Origin of the sequence: Streptomyces sp. NPDC014882 (assembly GCF_043081325.1) — a bacterium.
In the GTDB taxonomy this organism is placed as follows: domain Bacteria; phylum Actinomycetota; class Actinomycetes; order Streptomycetales; family Streptomycetaceae; genus Streptomyces.
Genome location: NZ_JBIBWL010000005.1, coordinates 425,862 through 440,462, shown reverse-complemented (window position 1 = coordinate 440,462; position 14,601 = coordinate 425,862). Strand labels below are relative to the sequence as shown.

At 72.0% G+C, this 14,601-nt stretch carries 14 protein-coding genes and 1 riboswitch; of the genes, 1 reads left to right on the top strand and 13 read right to left on the bottom strand.

The genetic code is table 11. The features are described from left to right. Positions 1 to 80: 80 nt before the first annotated feature. The 11 genes from ACF09K_RS15630 to ACF09K_RS15580 form a co-directional block, all read right to left on the bottom strand. Positions 81 to 1,478 (bottom strand): NAD(P)/FAD-dependent oxidoreductase, encoded by a 1,398-nt coding sequence (locus tag ACF09K_RS15630; RefSeq protein ID WP_392243813.1) that lies wholly within the window; start codon positions 1,476 to 1,478, stop codon positions 81 to 83. A 408-nt stretch (positions 1,479 to 1,886) separates the two neighbouring features. Next, complete coding sequence (locus ACF09K_RS15625; RefSeq protein WP_392243811.1) at positions 1,887 to 2,840, bottom strand: exopolyphosphatase; 954 nt, start codon at positions 2,838 to 2,840, stop codon at positions 1,887 to 1,889. Beyond that, positions 2,837 to 3,433 (bottom strand): DUF501 domain-containing protein, encoded by a 597-nt coding sequence (locus ACF09K_RS15620; protein ID WP_392243809.1) that lies wholly within the window; start codon positions 3,431 to 3,433, stop codon positions 2,837 to 2,839. The genes ACF09K_RS15625 and ACF09K_RS15620 overlap by 4 nt, the downstream gene beginning before the upstream one ends. A gap of 27 nt (positions 3,434 to 3,460) precedes the next feature. Beyond that, positions 3,461 to 3,940 (bottom strand): septum formation initiator family protein, encoded by a 480-nt coding sequence (locus ACF09K_RS15615; protein WP_392243808.1) that lies wholly within the window; start codon positions 3,938 to 3,940, stop codon positions 3,461 to 3,463. 156 nt (positions 3,941 to 4,096) lie between these two features. Further along, the gene (gene eno / locus ACF09K_RS15610) at positions 4,097 to 5,383 is read right to left on the bottom strand and encodes a phosphopyruvate hydratase (RefSeq protein WP_363086550.1); all 1,287 of its coding nucleotides are present in this window, start codon (positions 5,381 to 5,383) and stop codon (positions 4,097 to 4,099) included. 330 nt (positions 5,384 to 5,713) lie between these two features. Continuing rightward, positions 5,714 to 6,436 carry a transglycosylase family protein gene (locus ACF09K_RS15605; protein ID WP_392243806.1) on the bottom strand — a complete coding sequence of 241 codons (723 nt, stop codon included), beginning with the start codon at positions 6,434 to 6,436 and terminating at the stop codon, positions 5,714 to 5,716. Positions 6,437 to 6,439: 3 nt separating this feature from the next. Beyond that, positions 6,440 to 6,622: riboswitch (cyclic di-AMP (ydaO/yuaA leader) on the bottom strand. 204 nt (positions 6,623 to 6,826) lie between these two features. Further along, positions 6,827 to 7,867: a transglycosylase family protein gene (locus ACF09K_RS15600; protein WP_392243805.1), complete on the bottom strand. Its 1,041-nt coding sequence runs from the start codon at positions 7,865 to 7,867 to the stop codon at positions 6,827 to 6,829. A gap of 182 nt (positions 7,868 to 8,049) precedes the next feature. Next, positions 8,050 to 9,348, bottom strand: coding sequence for a cytochrome P450 (locus ACF09K_RS15595; protein ID WP_392243804.1), 1,299 nt, complete (start codon positions 9,346 to 9,348; stop codon positions 8,050 to 8,052). A 47-nt stretch (positions 9,349 to 9,395) separates the two neighbouring features. Beyond that, positions 9,396 to 10,379, bottom strand: coding sequence for a nucleoside triphosphate pyrophosphohydrolase (locus tag ACF09K_RS15590; protein ID WP_392243803.1), 984 nt, complete (start codon positions 10,377 to 10,379; stop codon positions 9,396 to 9,398). A 114-nt stretch (positions 10,380 to 10,493) separates the two neighbouring features. Beyond that, complete coding sequence (locus ACF09K_RS15585; RefSeq protein WP_392243801.1) at positions 10,494 to 11,144, bottom strand: SurA N-terminal domain-containing protein; 651 nt, start codon at positions 11,142 to 11,144, stop codon at positions 10,494 to 10,496. Between the two features lie 145 nt (positions 11,145 to 11,289). Next, positions 11,290 to 12,120, bottom strand: a complete 831-nt coding sequence (locus ACF09K_RS15580; RefSeq protein WP_392243799.1) for a glycoside hydrolase domain-containing protein — start codon at positions 12,118 to 12,120, stop codon at positions 11,290 to 11,292. 227 nt (positions 12,121 to 12,347) lie between these two features. On the opposite strand from ACF09K_RS15580, the gene ACF09K_RS15575 reads away from it, so the two are divergent. Continuing rightward, positions 12,348 to 12,740, top strand: coding sequence for a hypothetical protein (locus ACF09K_RS15575; RefSeq protein WP_392243797.1), 393 nt, complete (start codon positions 12,348 to 12,350; stop codon positions 12,738 to 12,740). Positions 12,741 to 12,864: 124 nt separating this feature from the next. Here the strand turns inward: ACF09K_RS15575 and ACF09K_RS15570 are convergent, their stop codons facing one another. Both ACF09K_RS15570 and ACF09K_RS15565 read right to left on the bottom strand, forming a co-directional pair. Then, positions 12,865 to 13,608 (bottom strand): N-acetyltransferase, encoded by a 744-nt coding sequence (locus ACF09K_RS15570; RefSeq protein ID WP_392243796.1) that lies wholly within the window; start codon positions 13,606 to 13,608, stop codon positions 12,865 to 12,867. Positions 13,609 to 13,748: 140 nt separating this feature from the next. Further along, positions 13,749 to 14,468: an HNH endonuclease family protein gene (locus ACF09K_RS15565; protein ID WP_392243795.1), complete on the bottom strand. Its 720-nt coding sequence runs from the start codon at positions 14,466 to 14,468 to the stop codon at positions 13,749 to 13,751. Between the last annotated feature and the right edge of the window lie 133 nt (positions 14,469 to 14,601).

The window sequence follows — 14,601 nt, the reverse complement described above, 5'->3', positions numbered from 1 at the left end:
CGCCCGCCCCGTTCACGCCGAAGGGGCCGCCCGCACCACGGATGGCGGGCGGCCCCTTCGGGGGGATCGGTGGGACTACGTCAGGAGGCCTTGGCCTTCTCGCCGGTCTTCTCGGTCTGCTCCGCCGGCTTCGCCGCCACCGGAGCGGGCTTCGCGGCCTCGTAGAACTCCTCGCGCGGGGACTCCAGCGCGCCGAGCGAGACGACCTCGCGCTTGAGGAACATGCCGAGCGTCCAGTCGGCGAAGACGCGGATCTTGCGGTTCCACGTCGGCATCGCCAGGCCGTGGTAGCCGCGGTGCATGTACCACGCCAGCCGGCCCTTGAGCTTGATCTTCATCTTGCCCATGACGATCATCGCGACGCCCTTGTGGAGGCCGAGGCCCGCCACCGCACCCTTGTTGGAGTGCGCGTACTCCTTCTGCGGGAAGCCCCGCATGCCGGAGATCACGTTGTCGCCGAGGACCTTGGCCTGACGGAGCGCGTGCTGCGCGTTCGGCGGGCACCAGGCGTTCTCGACGCCGGCCTTGCGGGCGGCGACGTCGGGGACCTGGGCGTTGTCGCCGGCGGCCCAGATGTAGTCGGTGCCCTGCACCTGGAGCGTGGGGGCCGTGTCGACGTGACCACGGGGGCCCAGCGGGAGGCCGTAGCGGGCGAGGACGGGGTTCGGCTTGACGCCGGCCGTCCAGACGATCGTGTTCGAGTCGACCTCGAGGCCGTTCTTCAGCACCACGTGGCCGTCGACGCAGGAGTCCATCGAGGTGGAGAGGTAGATCTCCACGCCGCGGCTCTCCAGGTGCTCCTTGCCGTAGGCGCCCAGCTTGGGGCCGACCTCGGGAAGGATCTTGTCGGCGGCGTCGACGAGGATGAAGCGCATGTCCTCGCGGGACACGTTCTTGTAGTACTTGGCCGCGTCGCGGGCCATGTCCTCGACCTCACCGATGGTCTCCGCGCCGGCGAAGCCGCCGCCGATGAAGACGAAGGTGAGCGCCTTGCGGCGGATCTCCTCGTCGGTGGTGGAGTCGGCCTTGTCGAGCTGCTCGAGGACGTGGTTGCGCAGGCCGATGGCCTCCTCGATGCCCTTCATGCCGATGCCCTGCTCGGCGAGGCCGGGGATCGGGAAGGTGCGGGAGACCGCGCCGAGGGCGATGACCAGGTAGTCGAAGGGCAGCTCGTACGCCTCGCCGACCAGCGGGGCGATCGTGGCGACCTTGCGGTCCTGATCGATGGTGGTGACCCGGCCGGTGAGGACCTCCGCCTTGGGCAGCACGCGTCGCAACGGGACGACGACGTGGCGCGGGGAGATGTTGCCGGCGGCGGTTTCGGGGAGGAAGGGCTGGTAGGTCATGTACGACCGGGGGTCGACGACCGTGACGGTCGCCTCGCCGTAGCGCATCTTCTTCTGGATACGCCGAGCTGCGTACAGGCCTACGTACCCACCGCCTACTACGAGGATCCTGGGACGCTCCGTGGTGCTCATGCCATCGAGTATCCACCCGCCTCAGGGGGGTGGCTCGTGCGCCCCTTCACAAGCTTCCCCGGGGTGTGTGCTATCCTCCGCCGCCCACGTGATCCACGTCATGGTGCGCGACGGGAACCCGTGTGCGTCAGGTGCCGTTGTCAATGCCGCGTGAGCTGCCTCTCCGGGCTTCGGGGTGCCGGGCGAGACCTCCGGAACACGTCGTGCGCGACCTTCGCGAAACGCCCGCGCCCTCCTCTTTTGAACATGTTCACCCGGCCGTCGGGGACCCGGAAGGGCCAAGCGGCCCCACTTCGCCCCCCGAGGGGGCCGTTTTCCTTGTGAAGAACTTCACGAAGTTTTCCGAGGGGGTGCGTCCGAGGGGCGTTTCCGGCCCTCTCGGACGCGCTCAAACGTTGCCCCACCTGCTCAGTGGAGGGGCTGTGCCACCGACCAGGCGATCCCGTCGAGGATGTCGTGCTCGCTCACCACGACCTCCTCCGCGCCGATCCGCTCCATGATCGACAGCAGCACCAGGGCGCCCGCGGCGATGACGTCGACCCGGCCCGGATGCATCGAGGGGACCGCCGCCCGCTCGGCGTGGGTCGAGCGCAGCAGCCACTCGGTGATCTCGCGGACCCGTTCCCGGGAGACCCGGGAGTGGTGGATGGCCCGCGAGTCGTACTCCGGGAGTTCCTGCGCGATCGCCGAGACCGTCGTGACGGAGCCGGCCAGGCCCACCAGGGTGTGCGCCTCGCGCAGCGGGACCGTGCGTTCCGCGAGGTCCAGGGCCGCCTCGATGTCGGCGCGTATCGCCGCGACCTGCTCCCCGGTGGGCGGGTCGGCGACCGCGCCGTCCACGACCAGGTGCCGTTCGGTCATCCGCACGCAGCCGACGTCCACCGAGCGTGCGGCGCGCACCCGGTCGTCCCCGACGACGAACTCGGTCGAGCCGCCGCCGATGTCCACGACGAGGTAGGGCTGCGTCAGGTCGTCACGGCCCGTCAGTTCCCTGGTGGCGCCGGTGAAGGAGAACTCCGCCTCCTGGTCGCCGGAGATCACCTCGGGCTCGACGCCCAGGATGTCCAGCACCCCGCGCACGAACTCGTCCCGGTTCTCCGCGTCGCGCGAGGCGGAGGTGGCCACGAAGCGCAGCCGTTCGGCGCCGTGCTCCTTGACGACCGCCGCGTACTCCCGGCACGCGGCGAAGGTCCGCTCCAGCGCCTCGGGCGCGAGCCGTCCGGTCCGGTCGACGCCCTGCCCGAGCCGCACGATCGTCATGCGGCGGTCCAGCTCGACCAGTTCACCCGTCGCGGGGTGGACGTCGGCGACGAGCAGGCGGATGGAGTTCGTGCCGCAGTCGACGGCGGCGACGCGGGTCATCGGGCCTCTCCCTCGGACGCCTCGGACGCCTCGGACCCCTCGGCCCCGTCGGCCCCGTCGGACCCCTCGGACAGCGGCAGGGAGGGCGTCACGCAGGCTCCCCTGCTCCACCACTCGGGCAGCATGGCGAGCGCCTCGTCCCCGAGCGGGTTCACCCCCGGCCCCGCGGCCAGGGAGTGCGCGACCAGCACGTGCAGGCACTTCACCCGGTCCGGCATGCCGCCCGCGCTGGGGAAGCCCTTCAGCTCCTCGATCTCGTCGCGCCGCCGCACGTAGTCCTCGTGGGCCGCCCGGTAGGCCGCCGCCAGTTCCGGATCGGTCCGGAGCCGTTCCGTCATCTCCTTCATCACGCCGTTCGCCTCGAGCGTGCCGATGGCGGAGTTCGCCTTCGGGCACGTCAGGTAGTACAGCGTGGGGAAGGGGGTGCCGTCGGGGAGGCGGGGGGCCGTCTCCACCACGTCCGGCTGACCGCACGGGCAGCGGTGGGCGATGGCGCGCAGTCCGCGCGGCGGTCGTCCGAGCTGCTGCCTGAAGGCCTCGACGTCGGCGTCGGTGGGCTCGGTGCGGGCGGTGGTGGGCGGGGGGTTTTCCATGCCTGTACGGAAGTCTCTCTCGTCAGTTCATCGGTCGGCGGCGGCGTCGGACTTGTCGACGGCGTCCCAGACGTTCGCGTACCAGGGGCGGTCGGCGGCCCCCCGGTCGGCGCGGGACTGCTCGGCGGCGTCGGGGTCGACGACGATGTAGCCCGTCTCCCCCGGCATCACGTAGTGCAGCCGCAGCCGGATCTGCTGTTCGGCGTAGGCGTCGTCCTGCCAGCGTGCCTTGAGGTCGCGCAGCTGCTCCACCCGCTCGCGGGCCTGCTCCTTCTCGCGGTGGAGGTCGGCGATGTCGGCGCGCTGGGAGACGTACTGCCGCATCGGGTAGGCCAGGGCCACGATCAGCGTGCACAGGACCAGCGCGAGGAGCGCCGCGCGGCCGGTCAGGCGCGAGCGGCGGGCCTGGCGCTTGGTCTGGGACCGGTAGACCCGGGCCGCGGTCTGCTCGCCGAGCAGTTTGATCCTGGTCGCGGTGGAGAAACGGTCCCGGTCCTTCACGGCCATGTCGTCCCCGCCTCCCGTCTCACACGTGCGTACGTCCCCGGACACGGTACGGGACCGGTACGGGGACGTACGTACGACTGGCTCAGGACGAGCCCTCAACGGCCCAGCCGGGCCGGTCCGGCCCTGGGCCGCGCGGGCTTCGTCAGCCCTGGTCCGTCAGCCCTTGAAGCGCGGGAAGGCGCTGCGGCCGGCGTACACCGCGGCGTCGTCGAGGATCTCCTCGATGCGCAGCAGCTGGTTGTACTTGGCGACGCGGTCCGAGCGGGCCGGCGCGCCCGTCTTGATCTGGCCGCAGTTCACGGCGACGGCGAGGTCGGCGATGGTGACGTCCTCGGTCTCGCCGGAGCGGTGGGACATCATGCACTTGAAGCCGTTGCGCTGGGCCATCTCGACGGCGTCCAGCGTCTCGGTGAGCGAGCCGATCTGGTTGACCTTGACCAGGAGGGCGTTCGCGGAGCCCTCCTCGATGCCGCGGGCCAGGCGCTCCGGGTTGGTGACGAAGAGGTCGTCGCCGACGATCTGGACCTTGTCGCCCAGCTTGTCGGTGATGACCTTCCAGCCGGCCCAGTCGTCCTCGTACAGCGGGTCCTCGATGGAGACCAGCGGGTACGCGGAGACCAGCTCCTCGTAGTACTCGGTCATCTCGGCGGCCGAGCGGGACTTGCCCTCGAACTCGTAGGCGCCGTCCTTGTAGAACTCGGACGCGGCGACGTCGAGCGCGAGCGCGATCTGCTCGCCGGGGACGTAACCGGCCTGCTTGATGGCCTCGATGATGAGGTCGAGCGCGGCGCGGTTGGACTCCAGGTTCGGGGCGAAGCCGCCCTCGTCGCCCAGGCCGGTGGACAGGCCCTTGGTCTTCAGCACCTTCTTGAGGGTGTGGTAGACCTCGGCGCCCCAGCGCAGGGCCTCGGAGAAGGACTCCGCGCCGATGGGGGCGATCATGAACTCCTGGATGTCCACGTTGGAGTCGGCGTGCGAGCCGCCGTTCAGGATGTTCATCATCGGAACGGGCAGCAGGTGCGCGTTCGGGCCGCCCAGGTAGCGGAAGAGCGGGAGGTCGCTGGCCTCGGAGGCGGCGTGGGCGACGGCGAGGGAGACGCCGAGGATGGCGTTGGCGCCGAGGGAGCCCTTGTTGTCGGTGGCGTCCAGGTCGAACATGGCCTGGTCGATCAGGCGCTGCTCGGTGGCGTCGTAGCCGACCAGCTCGGGGCCGATCTGCTCGATGACGGCGAGGACGGCCTTCTCGACACCCTTGCCCTGGTAGCGGTTCGGGTCACCGTCGCGGAGCTCGATGGCCTCGAAGGCGCCGGTGGAGGCGCCGGAGGGGACGGCGGCACGACCCGTGCTGCCGTCGTCGAGGCCGACCTCGACCTCGACCGTGGGGTTGCCTCGGGAGTCCAGGATTTCCCGGGCTACGACGACGTCGATGGACGGCACGAGCATCTCCTTCTTGGGATGTGACGCTGGTTGTGCGGGGCGCGGGCGGGCCGTGTGGAGGCCTTGCCGAGCCTTGCGACTAGAGCCTAACCGCCCCGGGGCGCCGGTCGGCCGACCGACCGTCCCGTGGACAGGGAGACGGTACCCATTGTTTCAGCCCGGAACAAAGGGGAGGGCCAACAGAAGGCGGCGAACGGGAAAAGAAAACCCCGCCCGGGTGCGTACGGGGGAACACGCACCGGGGCGGGGGGACCGTGGGGACGGGGCTCCCTCACGAGGCCTTCGGCGTGACGGCCCGGGCCGTGCGGGAGCCGTGGCCCGGCGGGGAGCCGGGTGTCACTTCAGGTGCAGCTGCTGACCCGGGTAGATGAGGTCGGCGTCCTGGACGATGTCCCCGTTGAGCTCGAACAGCTCGGCCCAGCCGCCCTTGACGCCCCGCGCCTCGGCTATGGAGCTGAGGGTGTCGCCGGTGACGACCTTGTACTCGCCGTCGCCCTTCTTGACCTTCTTGCCGGTCGGGGTGGTGACGGTCTTCTGGGACTTGGCGGCCGGGCGCTCGGCGGAGCGGGAGGCGCTCTGCTTCTCGGTGGAGCGGGTGGTGGTCTCCGAGGAGCCGCCGGTGGACGAGCCGTTGGAGGACGAGCCGTCGGAGGAGCTGCCGGTGGAGGCCGAGCCGCCGTTGTACGCGGCGCCGGACAGGCCCACGCCGCAGACCGGCCAGGCACCCTTGCCCTGGCCCGCGAGGACCTTCTCGGCGATCTGGATCTGCTGGGACTTCGAGGCCTTGTCGGCGGTGGCCGCGTACTGCGTGCCGCCGTACGCGGCCCAGGTGGAGGCGGAGAACTGCAGGCCGCCGTAGTAGCCGTTGCCGGTGTTGATGGACCAGTTGCCGCCGGACTCGCACTGGGCGACCGCGTCCCACTCGGAGGCGGAGGCGGCGGAGGCGTTGCCGGCCGCCATCAGCGGGGCGGCGATGGCGACACCGGTGACGCCGGCGAGCGCGGCGGCGCGGGTGGCCCTGGACGGACGGCGGTGCTTGCCCTTGACGGAAAACAGCATGGTGGATCCCCTCACCGACGCCTGCGAGGTGAGCTGTCGGGTTCGGGCCGTGTGAGTTGCCCGGCCACTCCCGCCCGGGAGCACTGCTCCCCGGAAGGCGTGGCTTCACCCCGAGCCGTTCCGGTCGACCGACCGGTGCGGCACTTACCTTGGGTCCCCCGCTCCTGCCTACGGCGCTTGACGCGACGACTGTTCCCGGGCTGCCACTGGCAGGATTCGGCGTTGCGACAGCCGGGGCTCGGGTTGCCGAGCGATCACGACCGTAGACATGCCCCCGGCGGAATTTCAAAGACGATCACGACTTCTGAGACTCATCCCACACTTTCACCAAACCGGACATTCGGCGCGAAGCGTGACGTGAACTCCCGCTGTTTTTCCCGTTTTTCCGCCCTATTCGACCGCTGTGTCGAGCGTCTGACCGGGAGTGATGTCGTTCGGGTCGGCACCGATGGCGGCCTTGTTCTCGGCGTAGAGCGCGCGCCATCCGCCGTCGAGCTCAAGGGAGTCGGCGATCGAGACGAGGGAGTCGCCGTCGCGCACGACGTAGGTGCCCACCGCGCCGCCGGAGACGCTCGCGGCGTGCCGGCCCGAGGAGGCGGTGGTCGTGCCGTCCGGCACGACCTCCTCGGCGGAGGTGCCGCGGTGGCGGCCGGAGACGAGGGAGCCGGTGTCGACGAGGCTCCAAGAGCCCGCCTCCTGGACCGACTTGTCCGAGTCGTCCGTTTCGGGGGTGGCTGCGGGCGAGCCGCCGTCCGTCTGCGCGGCACCCGCGTCCGCACCCGCCGGCGCGTCGGACTCCGGGGAGTCGTCCGGCTTGCCGGAGGAGGGGGAGGAAGAGGAGGAGGCGGGCGAGGAGGTCTCGTCCGGGACGTCCGGGGAGGATCCGGTCGACGGGGAGGCCGACGCGTCCTTGCCGTCCGGGGACCCCGAGGAGTCCGAGGAGCCCGGGGACTTCGAGGAGCCGGACGCCCCCTTGGACAGGTCGGACAAGCCGGACGACGCGGAGGAACCGGACGAGTCGCCCGCCACTCCGGTGTCCAGGTCGCCCCCGCCGTTCTCCTTGGTGAGTCCGGACGTCAGCCCGCAGGTGCCCCAGGCGCCGACGCCCTGGTCGTCGAGGACCTTCTGCGCGACGGATATCTGCTGGTTGCGGCTGGCCAGGTCGGGGCGCTCGGCGAAGTCGAGCCCGCCGTACGCCTCCCAGTCCTTCTGACTCAGCGACAGACCGCCGTACTGTCCGGTGCCCTGGTCGGCGCTCCAGGAGCCGCCGCTCTCGCACTCCGCCACCGCGTCCCACACCGTGCCGTCGGCCGCGCTCGCGCCGGTGGCGCCGAGCAGCGGGATGGCGATCGCGGAGCCGGTCACGCCGGCCGCGACGAGGAGGGCCGGGGCCTGGCGGGGGCGCCGGTGTCGACCGTTGCCGGAGAGCATGCGAGGACCTTTCTCGAGACAGCAGTGCTTGCGCGGGCCCGTGGAACGGGGGCGCCGTGCTGACAGGTGAACGTATCGGCAGACGATCACTTGTCACAAGTTAATGCCGCGTAGATCACGTGAAGATCACAGAGGTGAGGAACCGTCACTTCTGCTTCGCCGTCCGGGCACATAACGGATGGTCAGCGGACGGCTGCGGGGGGTGCGCCGGAACCGGCGGGGCCGAACCGCACGGGCAGGGTGCGCAGTCCGCGCATGATGAGGCCGCCGCGCCACCTCAGGTCGGCCGGATCGGCGTCCAGCCGCAGATCGGGCAGCCGGGTCAGGAGGGTGGCCAGCGCGGTCTGCCCCTCCAGGCGGGCGAGGGGGGCGCCCAGGCAGTAGTGGATGCCGTGGCCGTAGCCCAGGTGCTGGTTGTCGCGGCGGGACAGGTCGAGGACGTCCGGGTCGGCGAACCGCTCCGGGTCCCGGTCGGCGGCCGCCAGTACGACGAGGACGGCGTCGCCGGGGGCGATGTCCTGCCCGCCGACGGTCAGGGGCTCGGTGGCGAACCGCCAGGTGGCGAGCTCCACCGGGCCGTCGTAGCGCAGGAGTTCCTCCACGCCGGTCGCCAGGAGGCCGCTCTCGCCCGCGGCCAGGGAGTCCTGGAGGCGGGCGCGCTGTCCGGGGTGGGTCAGCAGGGCGTAGGTGCCGTTGCCGATCAGGTTCACGGTCGTCTCGAACCCGGCGAACAGCAGGATGAAGGCCATGGCGGCGGCCTCGTTCTCGGTGAGGTGCTCGCCGTGGTCGGAGGCGCGGATCAGACCCGAGATGAGGTCCTCGCCGGGGGCCGGGTCCGCGGGAAGCTCCAGGCGCTTGCGGTGGATGAGGTCCAGGAGGTAGCCGCGCATCTTCTTCACCGACCGGGCCACACCGCCGCGCGGGCCCCCGCCGTGCCGGATCATCATGCCCGCCCAGTCCCGGAAGTCGTCCTGGTCCTCGCGGGGGACGCCGAGCAGGTCGCAGATGGCGTGGATGGGGAGCGGGAACGCGAAGTCGTGGATGAGGTCGGCGGTGCCGCGCTCCGCGAACCCGTCGATGAGCCCGTCCGCCAGTTCCTGCACGCGGGGCGCGAACTCGGCGACCCGGCGGGGCGTGAACGCCTTGCTGACGAGGCGTCGCAGCCGGGTGTGGTCCGGCGGGTCGATGTTCAGCAGATGCGTCATCAGCTCGGCCTTGCGCTCACCGGGGATCCCGGTCCTGCCCCTGGCGTGCGCGGGCTCGTCGTGGTGCGCCGGGTTCTTGCTGAGCCGCTGGTCGGCGAGGGCCTGCTTGGCGTCGGCGTACCGGGTGACCAGCCAGGCCTCCACACCGCTGGGCAGCCGCGTGCGGTGCACGGGCGCGTGCTCGCGGAGCCAGGCGTAGGCGGGATAGGGGTCGGTGGCGAACTCCCAGGTGAACAGGGCTGGCGCGGACGGCTCGGGTACGGGCTGCTGGGTCACTCCCCGACGGTAACCGGGCCCGGACCGCCGACCGCGCGATCCCTCTCCTACTCCCCCACGCCCTCGGCCGCGCGGATCGCGTCCCGGTAGGTGCGGGCCGCCGCTCGCAGGGCCGCTTCCGGGTCCACGCCCTCCGCCTCCGCGCGGGCCGCCAGGGCGAGCAGTTCGTAGCCGATGCCGTCCGCCGCCGGCAGCGGCACCTCCAGGTGCGCCGAGCGGGCCCGCGACGCGAGCTTCGCCGCCAGGGCCAGGCCCGGCTGGTGGAGGGGGACGCCGTCGGTGACCGACTCGCGGCGCTTCTCGACCGCCTTCGTGCGCAGCCAGTGCTCCTTGACCTCCTCGGGGGTGGTCGCGGTGGCGTCGCCGAAGACGTGCGGGTGGCGGTGGACGAGCTTGGTGACGATCGTGCCCGCGACGTCGTCGACGGAGAACGGGGCCTCCTCGTCCTCCTCGGCGATGCGGGCGTGGAAGACGACCTGGAGGAGGACGTCGCCCAGCTCCTCGCGCAGTTCGTCGCGGTCGCCGTCCTCGATGGCCTCGACGAGTTCGTACGCCTCCTCGATGCCGTACTTCGCGAGGCCCCGGTGGGTCTGCCGGGAGGACCAGGGGCACTCGGCGCGGATGCGGTCCATGACCTGCACGAGGTCGAGGAGGCGGGCGCCGGGGAGGTCGTAGGAGGCGGGGAGCAGCTCCAGTTCGGGCATGGTCACGCGGCCGGAGCCGGCCAGGCGGGCCAGGCCGTCCGTCAGGGCGGGTTCCCCCTCGCCGGTCGCCACCACGACGACCGTGCGGCCGCCGGCGCAGGCCGCGAGGAGGTCCTCGGCGGTGGGGGCGGTCTCCGCCACCGTTATGCCGGCCTCGCGCAGGTAGGGCAGCTGGGGGTGGGTGCCGTCCGCGCACATCACCTGGTCGGCCTCGCGCAGCGCCTGCCAGGCGGGCCAGGACAGCAGGCCGGGGGCGACCCGGTGGCTGGTGGTGAGCAGGACGACACGGCCGGGGGTGGGGGCGCCTTCGGGACTCGTTGCGTTCACCCTCCGAACGTAACCCAACCCGCCGACGGCCCCCGGCCGCGCCGGACGGCCGGGCCGTCGCGGACCGGCCGTCCGCCGTCAGGCCGCCTGCCGTCTGCCGTCTGCCGTCTGCTGTCAGGCAGCCTGCGGGGGCTGGGGCGTCGTCGTCACGTCGCGGACCCAGGGGGTCTTCGCGTCGACGCGGCTGACCTTCTGCACGTCCCAGTCGCCGTAGCGCGGGTTGAGGTCGATGTCGAGTTCCTTCGACGCCTTCGACAGGGCGTTCCAGAACTCGGGCCGGCTGGTGTCGGTGCCGAGCCGCGTGGCGAGTTTCTGGGCCTCCAGCTGGAGACGGAGGTTCTCGTCGAGGCGCTGCGGCGGGATGCCGTACTGCTGGAGCCAGGTGGCCTCCAGGCCCTTGGCGCCGCCCGCCTGCTGTTCCAGACCGGCCCGCATCGCCTGGACCTCCTTGCGGCTGACGGTGACGCCCGCGTCCTCGGCGGCGCGGTGCAGCACCTGGTCGAGGACCATGCCGTGCAGGGTGTCGCGGGCGAGGGTGCCGGTGCGGGCGACGGCCTGGGCGTACTGGGTCTCGTCGGGGACGGCGGCACGCTGCGCCTCGCGCACCTCGTTCACCCGGCTCTCCAGCTGCGAGACGGTGATCCGCCGGCCGTCGACGACGGCCGCCGCTCCGGGATGGGCCTCGTTCCCGCAGGCCGTGAGGAGCGGGCCCGCCGCGACGATCGCGGCGGACAGCAGGAGCGCGGTGCGACGACGGCGGTGCAAGGAAGCCTCCCGAGGAGATTGTGCGGCGGTGCACAAAGTCTTGCGGTGATCGATGGTAGGCAGTGGCGCGGCTGGGGCCAACCCATTGGACCAACGATTCACCGGGACTTCGGGCACCGCCGCGCCCGCGCCCGTACGGGGAGGGTCAGCCCACGAGGGCGACCGGGGCGTCCCACGCGTCGCGGTCCACGGTGATCGTGTAACCGCCGCGGGTCTCCTTGCTGTTGACCATGTACTGGTGGCCGCGGCTGTGGTTCGTGTACAGCTTGGGGTCCCAGGGCCAGTCGGTGGTGGTCGTGTACTTCTTGTCCCACAGGGCGTACCAGAGGTTGCCCGGCAGGTCCGTCTTGTTCGTCGCGGTGGCGATCGCCTTGGCGCTGGAGCTGCTGAAGCCGTAGTAGCCGGCCCGGTAGGTCTTGGCGCGCAGGGTCTTGGTGAAGGAGCGGACGTAGGTGAGCACGGCGTCGTTGCACGCCTTGTTCGTGATGTCGTACGGCTCCATGTCGAGGTAGACCGGGCTGCCGGCCTTCATGCCGAGCGCGGCGGCCTTGGCCACGGCGTCCGCGGCGTCGGTGGCGCCGAGGGAGGCGGCGGTGGCGGCGCTGATCTTCTCGGGGCTGGTGCCGGTCTGGCAGGGCGGCTGGGCGCCGACGTAGAGCGGGATGAGCTTCCAGCCGGCCGCGTCGACCGACTTCACCCAGGACGCGGTGAGGTTGGGCTGGGCGCAGCCGCGGTTCTTGCCGCCGACGTAGACGGCGGCGGCGCCGTAGAAGCCGTCGCTCTTCCAGGCCTTCATCGCGGCCAGGGAGGGCGCGGTGCAGGTGTCGAAGGCGCGGCCGGTGTAGGTCTTCTGGGCGGGCCAGGTGGTGGCCGCCATCGACGTCTGCGCGGCGATCCCGGCCCCGGCGAGGACGGCGGCTCCGGCCACCCCCCACGTGATGTACCTGCGTCTTCTGGACTGCCGGTGCTCGGCCATCCCCACCCCATCGTCTCGTCCGCGCGCGTACGGCCCGGTCGTGGCGTACACGTGTGCGCAAATGCGTGCCCCCTGAATCGAACGCACCGTATCCCGCGGCTCCTCGGTGATCGGGAAACACCGGGCCTTCGCAGCGGCAAGATTCGCTCATGTCACGGTAAAGACAGGGAGGTCCGGGCGGGCCCCGTCGTGGCCTAATCTTGCTCCCTGGCTACCAGGGGGGCGACATGACGACAGTGATGACGGATGCGGACAAGCGGCTCGAGGCGGGCTGGTTCCAGCGGATCGCCTGGGTGGCGCTGGCGTGGCTGTCCTTCGGCCTGCTGGCGTGGGTGCCGTTCCTGTACGTGGCGCTCCGCCGCGGGCGGTCCTCGGACTGGGTCGCCTTCGGCGCGTACGCACTGTACGAGTGCGTGACCGTGCCGTGGATGGCGACGGACGACAGCTCCGACGGGGACGGGTTCATGGGCCTCGCCATCATCGTGACGCTGGTGACGGCGGCCTGCATGCTGCTGTTCGCCATGTTCGACAAGCGGGTCCCGACGATGCCGGCGATGGCGTACGGCGCTCCGGGGCCGCAGGGGCACCCCTACCAGCAGGGGTACCCGTACGGGCGGTAGTCCCGGCACTCCCGGCACTCCCGGTACGGGGCCCGGCGGCACCGGTCGGCCCGGCGGTGGCCGACCCGGCGGTGGCCGACCCGGCGGTGGCCGGCTGCCTCGGCGGCCGGCCCGGCGGCGCCGGTCAGAGCGGGTGCCGCATCCACACGTTCGGCTCGACGTACACCGCCTGGTCCCGCTCCGGCTCGCAGCGCACCGGCACCAGCGCGCCGGGCACCTCGACGTCGCCCCGGCTGTCGAAGGGCAGTCCCGTCCAGCGGCGCCACTCCGCGAGGGAGGCGGCCACCGTCATCGACGCCGGAGCGATCCGCTCGATGCGCGCCCCGGCCCGGGCGTGCACCCGCAGCCACGGGTCGTACGGCAGTCCGTCGTCCCGCACCCGGTGGGCGTACTCCTCGATGGGGGTGTGCGGTTCGAGGTGTTTGGCGCTCGGGCGGACCGGGGCGACGACCTCGGTGAAGCCCCGCGCGCGGGCGTTGTCGCGCATCGCGTGGAGCATGCGGCCGGACAGGCCCCGTCCCTGGGCGTGCGGGGCGACCACGACGGAGATCGCCCCGACCGTGTCCGGACGCACCCCGCGGCGCAGGTCGGAGAAGGCCCACACCAGCATCTGGTCCCAGCCGCGGGCGGGCAGCTCGCCGCGTCCCTCGGCGCGCAGGGCGAACGGCACGCTGAAGGCGTGCGCGAGGACCCGGCCCCGCTCGTCCTGCGCGAACAGCACGTGCTCCGGCAGCTCGACGGGGATCCGCCCGTAGTGCGCGTTGCCCACCGGGTCCTGGGTGGCGAACTCCGGCCAGCTGTCGGGCATGTCGAAGACCGGCCCGAGCATCTCGGGCCGGTCGGCGAGGGAGAGGACCTTCGGTTCCATGCGGGCACGGTAGGCGGCGGCGAGGCGGCCGCGGTACGGGTTTTCGGCACCGCGGTACGGGTTTCCGCCGCCGGTCGACGCGCTCGGCCGACGCGCGGCCGGGCGACCCGCAGCCGGTCGACGCGCCCGGCCGGGGGCGCTCAGCCGGCGTGGAAACGTTCCGGCGCCTTGGTCGGGTTGCCGCCCGTGGGGAGTTTCTGGTCCGGGCAGCCGGAGAGGACCTTCTTCATGGCGGCCTGCTCGGCGGCGGTGACCCACAGCTCGTACTTCTTCTTCACCGCGACCTGCGCCGCCACGTACGGGCACCGGTAGGCCTTGTTGGGCGGCAGCCAGGTCGCCGTGTCGCCGTCCCCCTTGGAACGGTTGGTGCTCGCGTCCACGGCCAGCAGGTTGAGGGGGTCGTTGGCGAGGGCGATGCGCTTGCTCGCGTCCCAGTACTTGGCGCCCTTCTGCCAGGCGTCGGACAGGGCGACGACGTGGTCGATGTCGACCTTGCTGCTGCCGCGCCGGTAGGTGACGTCCTTGCCGGAGTACGGGTCCGACTCCAGCACGCCGTAGGACACCTTGCAGGTGCCGCCGGTGAACCGGACGTCCTCCAGGTCCCGTTTGAGGATGTCGTCGCGGGTCCCGCAGTCGTTGGAGTCGGTGTCGGCCCAGGCGCGGCCGAACTTGTCGCGGTCGTAGCCGGTGCGCGGCGCCCGCCCCTTCACGGTGAGCGACTCGGCGGCCGCCAGGGCGGCTCCCCCGCCCCCCGTGCGTCCGGACCCGGTGGTGCCGGTGCCGGGGACCTGGTCGGTGCAGCCGCTCATGACGCACACCAGTACCGCGGCCGTCGCCGCTCCACCGCTCAGACGCCGCACGCGTCCCTCCCCTGCCGGATCGCTGACACCCCGCACAGGGCGTTTTCCCCCGCCGGACCCGCGTACACCGTAGGGCAGGGGCGCACGGGGGCGGGCGGGCGGTGTCCGGCGGCGCCCGGCCGGCGGGCCCCGG

What these genes read in the sequence shown, in the direction of transcription:
- eno (WP_363086550.1), bottom strand. Translation starts at nt 5,383, where the DNA reads ATGCTCGTGCCGTCCATCGACGTCGTCGTAGCCCGGGAAATCCTGGAC.
- ACF09K_RS15620 (WP_392243809.1), bottom strand. Translation starts at nt 3,433, where the DNA reads ATGGAAAACCCCCCGCCCACCACCGCCCGCACCGAGCCCACCGACGCC.
- ACF09K_RS15570 (WP_392243796.1), bottom strand. Translation starts at nt 13,608, where the DNA reads ATGGAACCGAAGGTCCTCTCCCTCGCCGACCGGCCCGAGATGCTCGGG.
- ACF09K_RS15600 (WP_392243805.1), bottom strand. Translation starts at nt 7,867, where the DNA reads ATGCTCTCCGGCAACGGTCGACACCGGCGCCCCCGCCAGGCCCCGGCC.
- ACF09K_RS15575 (WP_392243797.1), top strand. Translation starts at nt 12,348, where the DNA reads ATGACGACAGTGATGACGGATGCGGACAAGCGGCTCGAGGCGGGCTGG.
- ACF09K_RS15625 (WP_392243811.1), bottom strand. Translation starts at nt 2,840, where the DNA reads ATGACCCGCGTCGCCGCCGTCGACTGCGGCACGAACTCCATCCGCCTG.
- ACF09K_RS15615 (WP_392243808.1), bottom strand. Translation starts at nt 3,940, where the DNA reads ATGGCCGTGAAGGACCGGGACCGTTTCTCCACCGCGACCAGGATCAAA.
- ACF09K_RS15605 (WP_392243806.1), bottom strand. Translation starts at nt 6,436, where the DNA reads ATGCTGTTTTCCGTCAAGGGCAAGCACCGCCGTCCGTCCAGGGCCACC.
- ACF09K_RS15580 (WP_392243799.1), bottom strand. Translation starts at nt 12,120, where the DNA reads ATGGCCGAGCACCGGCAGTCCAGAAGACGCAGGTACATCACGTGGGGG.
- ACF09K_RS15630 (WP_392243813.1), bottom strand. Translation starts at nt 1,478, where the DNA reads ATGAGCACCACGGAGCGTCCCAGGATCCTCGTAGTAGGCGGTGGGTAC.